Source organism: Phormidium pseudopriestleyi FRX01, assembly GCF_017313335.1.
Classification (GTDB): domain Bacteria; phylum Cyanobacteriota; class Cyanobacteriia; order Cyanobacteriales; family Laspinemataceae; genus Laspinema; species Laspinema pseudopriestleyi.
The window spans coordinates 1-8,530 of sequence record NZ_JAFLQW010000665.1; the positions used below are offsets into that span (position 1 = coordinate 1).

The following is an 8,530-nucleotide window of genomic DNA, read 5'->3' on the forward strand; positions in this document are numbered from 1 at the left end:
GGCTGCGAGGCTCTCTACGAGTTTTGGTTGTTTCAGCGATTTTGACTGAGCCTCGCAGAAACGACAAAATCGGAAGGGACTCAATTGCTGACAAACTGGAGCCAATGAACAGACTCCACCAATTAAACAATCACGGAACTGGGATATTCGGTAATCACTGGACCCACTCCCCAGGTTTCAACTCGGGCGGAGGTATGCCGGGAAAGCGGATAAAACCGGATGCTGTCTTCCTCTAAGTTAAGCCGATCGCCTAGTCGTTTCTTGAGTTCATCAAACTTAGCCCGACTCAGCACACATTCAAAAGTAGAATACTGCACCCATTTTCCGTAGCCTTCTAGCAAATCATGGACTTTCTTCCGGCGTTTGTTGTCAGGAATATCGTAAACTACCACATAAAATAGCATCAGCAATTATATGTAAATCCAGGATGAGCGGGTGGAAATATTAAACTCATCATTTCCTTGTTGGCTCTATTCCCATTGTAGGATAAAAAGCAACCAAAATTTATAATTTTAGCCAAAGTTTAGCGAATCTGATAGGGGGAATATCCATTGACAGGCTCATAGACAAATTGCTTGTATTCCTTGACTTGCTGATGGAGCAAATCCCATTTGGGTTGAGGTTCCCCAAAATCATCGGTGATGGTTTCTTCCATGCGTTGCAGGAAGGCTTTCAAAAACTTAGGCCGTCCAGACTCATTCAGGTAACAACCGCCATTTTTATGAACAAAATCCTCTCCTATATCCATAATATTTCGATTCACCAGATATAAAACTAATGAATCAATCATCGGGGCGCGAAATTCTTCAATTAAATCTGAAGCTAAGGCGGCATGACGATAACTGCCCTCATGTAAACAACCGGAATAGGGGTCAAGTCCTTGGAGTTCAATCAGGGTCAACAGATGATTCCACAGCACTTGATAACCAAAGGACAACATGGCATTCACCGCATTCCCCGGAGGGCGTCGGGACCGACCAGCAAACACAAAATCTCGGGAGGTGAGACAGTCTCCAAAGGCAGAGAAATATTGAGCAGCCCCGGCCCCTTCATACCCCATTAATTGGTCAATTCGTTCGGCTTCTGCGGCTTTGGTCATCAAATACTCCAAACTCTGAATCGCAAAAGCAATCACGTCAGAAGTTTGACGCCGTTGTTGGCGCATCAAAATTACCCGAGAGTTTTTCAGTTTAGCTTGGACGATGCACCGCGCCACAATTAAGCGGTCTATCAAGCTCAATTCTTGCTGATATCGAGATAATTGTCTGTATCCCCGTTCAATGGGCAGAATCCGACCATAACAGTAACCCATCCGAGATAAATAAGCAATCGGAATATTACGCCACAGGCAACTTCTAATTGCTTGGGTGGTAATTTGAGATTTCCCAAACACTAGAATCATCTCTAGCAGGGGCAATTGAATTTCGTTTAGAATGGTGTCGCGCCGTTTAACAAGTAAGAGTTCGCCTTCTAAACAGACGTAGCAACCTTGTTGGGAAACATACAAAGTCTGCATAAATAATTGGCAAAATTTTAAAAGAGTTTGCCTCCGGGGAAAAAGCCGGTGAAAGCAAGTCAAGAATTTTTGCAAATATATTCTTGATGACAAAATCTTATCTGTAGGGGCGATTGAACTGGATGCCCCTACAGATATACAACAAATATTAGGAACGCCGGTCTAGTTCGTCATAATTGCGGTTAGGAATCACCGAAGCGGCTTTTTGAGCTTGAGCATTCCGCAATAGTTCGGCTTCAGCGGGACTCAAAAAATGTACGACTCCATCGACGAAGGCTGAAGTAACTAATGTTGCCAGCACAACCATTGTCGTATTAGTAATCACCGCTACTAATCCCAAAGGAGCAATTAGCAAGATGACTAAGGTAATGATGCCATTGAGAAAGGCGACAGCAATATGACGGATGAGAATTCCACGCATGGATAGATACATGATTGTTGCTCCGGATTGATGAAAAATAATGACGAATTTGGATTGTCTCCCTACTGTTTTAGGGAACTGTGATATGAGATTTGGAGTGAACAAAATAGAGCCGATCGCCCCGGTGGAGGAGGCGCACGAGGCCCAATAAAAGAGCGAGGTTTCATAAAAGGCTAGGTGGATGGCACTTCAGACCGCAGGATTTCCAGCCCCCAGGCATACAACGACTGCAACAGGGTTTCTTGGGGAATTTGCCAGTGGCGAGGGCAGATTTTCCGCAGGACCTCTAATATCAACGCCATCAAGGGTTCGAGACTATCAGAAATGATTACGGGAAATCCATTGTTTGACCAGAGCGATCGCATCTCTCGTAAGGTCACAGGATTCGCGTGATGAATCAGATCATTACGTTTCAATCGAATTCCATGTAGTAGCTTGTACCATTTATCGGACCTGTGAATTTTTTTGAGCTTGCACCAGCCCTCAATTAAGTCAGAAAATTTCGGATCATACGATTTCCAAGATTTAAAATCCGGGGGTCGGCTAATAATATTGTTATCTAGCCAATTTTCTTGTTGACTACGAAGATAAAGCAATCGCTCTACAGTTTGAGAAAACTGCATAAAGGCAGTGGTATAATTTTGTCGCTCTAACTGCAACTGAATTAAAAATACCGTTTCCCAGGTTTGCAACCCTGGATTACTTCGCAATTTCAGCAGCCGCTCTTGCCATTGTTCCACCTGTTCAGATCCTGCTAGTTCATCCACTGAGGGCGATCGCAACCAATTATTCTCCAGTTGTTTGTTCTCGGCAAACCGAACAATTTCCCAATTGGTAGAAAGCGCTAGATATCCAGCAAGCTGATATAACGACTTATGGCGACTTTGATGAGCCGACAGCCAGACTTGAGCTTCCTGAAAATCACCCCGTTTCCAGGCTGAAATTACGCGAGATCGTTCTAAAGGCCAAAAATACTCACTCAACGGCATCAACTTATAGTCTTGGGAAAGACCTGCTGAGAACATCCCGTTTTCACAAAGTTGGTAGAGATTCGCCGGTTCAATCGGCGAAGCGTTAATTACCTGAAACTCTCGCACTAAGGCGGCTGCACAGATTTCCAGACTTTCTGCGATCGCTGGAACTGACCCTTTATTTTCAATCAGCAACACAAAGTCATTCATTGCCGAGTTTTTCCGCACCTCTAGGGCGAATGGCAGTATAAAATTCTCAAACTCCTCTCGAATGCTATCGCGATTATTTGCATTTACTGTCAACTCTAAAACATCCACCTTGACTTGGGGCCAGGTTGTTTCAATCTTGCCTTTCATCAACTGCGCCAACCAACAAGTATCCAGCCGTCGGTAATTCCAAGGCACCGTTTCAGGCTGATTCGTCGCCCAGAGGATGATGTGATGCAGCCCTTTAGCCACACTATCGGCAATAATTTTATGGTCTAGTAACAGTTCAACAGAACTAAAATCACCTCCCAACCAGTCTTGGCAATGTGCATGGTATCGCGACCCCAAATCTCGAACACTCCACAGCATATTGGGTTTGCCCGGTTCATGAGTACCCCGTTCAACGCCCAATTCCTTATACAACTGATTAATATGGCCAGGGTGCTCGCCATCGGCCCCAAAACAGCGAACCACTCCATCCTTGCTCCGCCACCCGACCTGACGAGTTCCTACAGTGATAATCAGTGTATCAATGCGATCGATTTGAAATGTAGAAGAATTGGCCATGATTTTTGAGGTTGAAAAACTAAACGAGTGAGGGTGACCTTTAAATTTTGGAAATCCCATAAAACAGAGGAGTGCAATTAATGCACCCCTCTGTCGAAAAGTAGCTAACGGCGGCGTTGAGGGGAAGAGGATTGGGCTACATTTTGACTTCCGAACACCAAAACCGCACCTTCTTTCTGTAAAGCCCGAGCAAATTTCTGGCGATCGCTCTGATTTGCCCCAAAAATAGTCACGACTTGATAGGCTGAACCCTCACGAGGAAAAATCGATTTAATCCAGACAAAAGAAGGCGTTCCCAGCTTGCCGCCGACTTGAGGATTTCCAAGTCGATCCTGATTCTGCCCTTTATAGTCAGTGCTACTATACAGCAAATCAAGAGCGTTACCGCGTACCTGGGTGGTTACGCCTTGTGTAGACCAATTCTTTACCTGGTCCGGATGAATTTGCTCAGGAGTCTTTAGTAGCCAGACTTGAACATTGCGGTCCAACACATCTTGTTGGCGACTCACGGGGGTTCCCGGACCCGATATCTGAGAAGTTAGGGGAGATTCTACCGCATTGAATGCCGTTTTTAACCCCTCAAAAAATTGCTGCCATTTCTGAGGAGTGGGTTCTAAAGGAAATCCTGGCCCATTCACTTCCCAGTAACAGCCTCGGAGCATTTTATTCAAGTAATGTAGCGGACGACGAGAACCACGACCCACTCCGCCTAAATGAGAGGCTAAAATCAGTAACTGTTCCAAAAGTTTTAAATATTTCTGCTCCGTTGCTTCCAGACAAATACTCCCGGAATATAGATCCGGATTTTCCTTAGAATTTGGCTTCAAATTGGGATTGAATAAAACACTGATGGACACTTGGCCTTGAATGCTCAAATCCCCGAATATTTTCTGCTCCAGGGTTTTACAATCCTGGGGATCATAGAAGGCTAAAGCCATTGCCCGGAACCAGTAGCGTAAAATTCCCCGGACTGCGGTAGGCCGAAATTCAGGAGTTCCTTGGTAGTGATTTCCTGGAGAGGGAGGATTGCTCCCATACATCCCCTGAGTCCAGAGTTCAAACGAGTAAGATTGGCTATGGGGGAACTGCGGAAGCTGTCCCAATGCCCGACCATAACCACTACTAACCCGGGAACCAATGCCGGTTTTTAGGGCATTTTCTAGCCAAGTTTTTACTTCTTGTACCTCCTGGGAGGTTCCCCAGGCGGTGGGACGTAACCCCATCAAAAATTCAGGTCTTTCTAGACTTAAAAGGGCGTGAGGTTCAGGTTTGTAAGTCACTTGGTTATTATTCCAATGCCACTGGGGAGTGGCGACATCAACACTCAGGCAAGGTTTAGTGGGGAAGGCATCCAAAAATTCAACTTTGGCGGCGATCGCCTGTTTCCCCTCCAACATCCCCAGCAGGTGCAGAATGCGATCGGCACCGCCATGTTTTCTCGCCCAAGCTCGGGCGGCCCCTTTTAAGCTAGAACTGGGAATATAAGGAACCCCAAAAATGGGATGAAATACGGGTAAGAGAGACTCGCGAAACCCCCGAGTTCCCCCAACTCTGACTCGCCAGTTAAAGGAAGCAACAATCGAAGTTCCATCGTTGCCAATCAGTTGTTTAGTCCGCTTGTTCAGGTTGTCATAAATTTTTTGACAGCCTCCTTCCTGTTTGACCGCTTCCACGAGCACAGGTTGTACCAGTTCCTCATTATTTCTATCCCTGCCAAATTCAGCAAAAATTAGCGCTTGCAACGGATTTCCTCCTTTTTTGAAAGCACCCATTTTAGGGGGAGGTGATTGATTTAAATTGCGGACATCTCCAACTTGAAATTCAATAATTTTACAGAATAGTTTCTGATTTTGGAGCTTTTTTTTCAGTTTTTCCACGGTACTTTTTGCAGTCTTAGCTTTATCTTCATCGGAGAAATAAAGGGTTAAAGTTTGAGACTTAAATTCGTATCCTGCAAATCCAGCCTCAACAAAAATTGTTCCTAACCTAGAGTTAGTTTTCTGTTCTTCTGCCAAAAATGCGGCCCAGATGTCGCGGGGTTCACTCGGTTGATTTTTGTTTCTACTCTGGTTCATCTATTTACTCTGAATAAAGTGCAAATTTTGAAAAATTAAAAAAGTCTTGCATCCTCCGCCAATCCTCAGAAATATGGGGGGGGGTGAGAGCATCTGGATCGTTAGACCTTCTTGTTTAAATGCCGAACCGTTTAGAGGGAAAGACTTCATTGAGAAGAAACCGGATTTCTCGATTCAAAAAATGGCAATATTAGCCAGAATTTTATCCAGAAACCCCGTTTCTCAACCTGACAGTACCCTCGGACTAGACTTCCTCTGCTTCTCCTAAAATAGTCACGGACCAAAATGACCACTCCCGCGCCAATTCCACCCCTAATCGATTTAACCCACTATAGGTAGAGAGGGGCATATTAATCAGAGTGGCGGGTTCATTCGGGGCGAAAGGAACTTTCGTTAAGCCCTGTAACGTTGTCAGGAACTCTTTATAAACCTGCCCTTTGTATTTCGTTTCATCAGAGCGCGCTTCGCTATATTTTTTGGCATCCCCTGCTAAACGATGCAAGCCCCAAGTTGAAATATAAGCAGGCAATCCTTGAACAATCGAACTAGCTTTTTTGTGATAGGAAGGATTGACATTTCTGACCACATTTTGTAATCCGCCATAGGCAGACCGGCTAAAATCTCGCGTGTCAAGTTTTAACATGGTGAGTTCTCCTTTTGATTCTGAAAAGTAGTCAAGATTGATGAGAGGGGTAGGTGTACCGAAGTGCACCTACCATTCAAGGCCGGTAGGGGTGAGTTAACGGGCTAGGTGAGATTATACGGCGTCAGTTTTATTTTCAGTCCAGCCGCGCCCCAATCCTTCTAACCCTCCAAACTGGATGCGATCGTTGAGAATATATTCCAAAGAATCGCGCACATTCTGAGTGAGTTCTTCCTGTTTGTTGGGTTTGGTTCCCCAAGGGAAAAACAGCACCGTTTCCGAGGGAATTGCTTCTTCAGACCGGAAAGAACCTCCATCAACGGTTTTTTCATCGGTTTTCAGGGCAACACGGACTTCTCGCTGCAAACCAATTTCAACTAAGGCGGCACAATCATCATTGGAAAGAATGACCAGTTTCTCCTTAAGTTCAAGAACTCCATTTCCATCTGGAACCTTTTCCAGAGCTTTCCAGAGTACAGATTGAGATTCAATTTTCGCCAGATTGGACTCGTTTAATAAGGCACCTTGCAAGTAAATTTGTGGGCCGGAGACTGAGACGATCGCATCTTTACCCTCTTGATTGTCGGTATTTTTGTTCAGAAGTTCTCGCCACTCCTTAATCACTGGGGTTAATGTCTCATTCTGCAACCACCGATTCCACCGGCTTAACCACAACGGACAAGTAATCCACAAAAACTGATGACTGAAAGATGCCACGGGAAATAACAATAAGGTTGCATCGCCAAACCAGACTTCCCCTTCCGTCGGCTGATTGCCATCTTTGATCCGTTCCCCGAAAAATTTACCCGCTTCGTCTGGGTGCATCGTTTCTAACAGGGAACGAATTTTACCCCGCATAGAAGATGAGGGAAGATAGGGTAATTCCGTTTGAGCCTCTCGTGCAATTCCCATCAAGTTTCCCGCCTGAGAACTGGCTCCCGTATGCAGTGGGGTGAGCAGGTAAGTGTAGGTTAAATAATTCATGGTGTTACCTCCGTGGTTGTTTATTGATCTTCGTGAGAAATCCATAACAATTCTGAATACCCCAACTGCCGCCAACGTTGAACGTGATGGGGTGCGGTATGACTATCTTGGAACAAGGGTTCCGGCTGATTGAGGTAGTACAAACTTCCTGGGGGTGCAGCAAAAACCTGGGGAGCGGGAATACTTTGTTTAGATTGCCCCTGTTTACTCTCTGTCTCTCGAACCCGGCAGCTAATCGCTACCGCTTTGTCTGTTGCTACACTCACTAAACTGCCCGGTTTTTGATTGCCATTAACCGCATGAGCTAACTTCCATTCCCAGGGCCAAGCGCGGCAGGTGGCTTGGCTTTGGTTCTGTTTGCGCTCAAATACACCTGGGGTGACGAGATAGGCGATCGCCTTGCCCGATTTTTTGAAGTTGCGATCGCTCAAGGTGGCGATTGTTTTCCATTGCTCTTCCAAGGGTTGACAACGCTCTAAAATTGCCCGATGTCCTTCTCCCCCGAGTTGAATCACCGTCTTTTCTAGCAACTGATTGACAGCGATCGCCAAACTCCAACCCGATGCCATTCGGACTGCATTCTCGACAAAATAGCCATCGGCATCTTTGACTTGCCGAGTCCCTTCATCCAAAGAATTATGGGAACGAGTTTCCACCGTCCAGGGTTTGACTGCTTTTTGGTCTTGAGTCAGCCAATTGGGTTTGGCAATTTGTCCCGTTTCCAGATAAGTTGCGATCGCCTGACTAGATAAAAACTGACGGTAAAAGTATCCCTGGGGTAGTTCGTCATCTTGTTCCCGAGGGCCGTCTCTTTCCAGACGAGGTTTTACCAAGGGGCAAGGCTGGAGTGGATTCCAGAATCCTTGGCTCAGGGGAGAGTCTGGCATCCAGTCCAAAGGCAGCAGCGGAGTCGATCCCACAAATCCCAAGGGCCGTGGAAAATAGAGCGTATCCTCATGAACGAGAAAAACTCCTTTGAGGTGAAAATTAACCGGGTCCCCGGCAATGCCGCGCAATGCCCCGGCGATGGTATGTCCATTGGGCGGAAATATACTCCCCGCCCAGGCGCGTTCCCCCGGGGTAAAGGGTTTGGCATCCCGGAACATCAGCACATCCAACGGTGTGATTGTGTACCAATACATCTAA

At 46.0% G+C, this 8,530-nt stretch carries 8 protein-coding genes; all 8 read right to left on the reverse strand.

The window, feature by feature from the left end; genetic code table 11:
- Positions 1 to 122: 122 nt before the first annotated feature.
- Complete coding sequence (gene cas2 / locus J0895_RS24880) at positions 123 to 404, reverse strand: CRISPR-associated endonuclease Cas2 (RefSeq protein WP_207090668.1); 282 nt, start codon at positions 402 to 404, stop codon at positions 123 to 125.
- Between the two features lie 119 nt (positions 405 to 523).
- Entirely contained in the window at positions 524 to 1,516 is a 993-nt protein-coding gene (cas1, locus tag J0895_RS24885; RefSeq protein ID WP_207090669.1) for a CRISPR-associated endonuclease Cas1, read from the reverse strand.
- 148 nt (positions 1,517 to 1,664) lie between these two features.
- Complete coding sequence (gene csx18 / locus J0895_RS24890) at positions 1,665 to 1,949, reverse strand: CRISPR-associated protein Csx18 (RefSeq protein ID WP_207090670.1); 285 nt, start codon at positions 1,947 to 1,949, stop codon at positions 1,665 to 1,667.
- A 161-nt stretch (positions 1,950 to 2,110) separates the two neighbouring features.
- On the reverse strand, positions 2,111 to 3,682 hold the full coding sequence (locus J0895_RS24895; protein ID WP_207090671.1) for a hypothetical protein: 1,572 nt from the start codon (positions 3,680 to 3,682) through the stop codon (positions 2,111 to 2,113).
- 104 nt (positions 3,683 to 3,786) lie between these two features.
- Entirely contained in the window at positions 3,787 to 5,757 is a 1,971-nt protein-coding gene (locus J0895_RS24900) for an RAMP superfamily CRISPR-associated protein (protein WP_207090672.1), read from the reverse strand.
- Positions 5,758 to 6,001: 244 nt separating this feature from the next.
- Positions 6,002 to 6,400, reverse strand: a complete 399-nt coding sequence (locus J0895_RS24905; RefSeq protein ID WP_207090673.1) for a hypothetical protein — start codon at positions 6,398 to 6,400, stop codon at positions 6,002 to 6,004.
- 114 nt (positions 6,401 to 6,514) lie between these two features.
- Entirely contained in the window at positions 6,515 to 7,384 is an 870-nt protein-coding gene (gene cmr4, locus J0895_RS24910) for a type III-B CRISPR module RAMP protein Cmr4 (protein ID WP_207090674.1), read from the reverse strand.
- Positions 7,385 to 7,404: 20 nt separating this feature from the next.
- Positions 7,405 to 8,526: a type III-B CRISPR module-associated Cmr3 family protein gene (locus J0895_RS24915; RefSeq protein WP_207090675.1), complete on the reverse strand. Its 1,122-nt coding sequence runs from the start codon at positions 8,524 to 8,526 to the stop codon at positions 7,405 to 7,407.
- Positions 8,527 to 8,530: the final 4 nt, after the last annotated feature.

Excerpts from the sequence above, each read along its gene's own strand:
- csx18 (WP_207090670.1), bottom strand. The coding sequence starts at position 1,949 with ATGTATCTATCCATGCGTGGAATTCTCATCCGTCATATTGCTGTCGCC.
- J0895_RS24915 (WP_207090675.1), bottom strand. The coding sequence starts at position 8,526 with ATGTATTGGTACACAATCACACCGTTGGATGTGCTGATGTTCCGGGAT.
- J0895_RS24900 (WP_207090672.1), bottom strand. The coding sequence starts at position 5,757 with ATGAACCAGAGTAGAAACAAAAATCAACCGAGTGAACCCCGCGACATC.
- cas1 (WP_207090669.1), bottom strand. The coding sequence starts at position 1,516 with ATGCAGACTTTGTATGTTTCCCAACAAGGTTGCTACGTCTGTTTAGAA.
- cas2 (WP_207090668.1), bottom strand. The coding sequence starts at position 404 with ATGCTATTTTATGTGGTAGTTTACGATATTCCTGACAACAAACGCCGG.
- cmr4 (WP_207090674.1), bottom strand. The coding sequence starts at position 7,384 with ATGAATTATTTAACCTACACTTACCTGCTCACCCCACTGCATACGGGA.
- J0895_RS24895 (WP_207090671.1), bottom strand. The coding sequence starts at position 3,682 with ATGGCCAATTCTTCTACATTTCAAATCGATCGCATTGATACACTGATT.
- J0895_RS24905 (WP_207090673.1), bottom strand. The coding sequence starts at position 6,400 with ATGTTAAAACTTGACACGCGAGATTTTAGCCGGTCTGCCTATGGCGGA.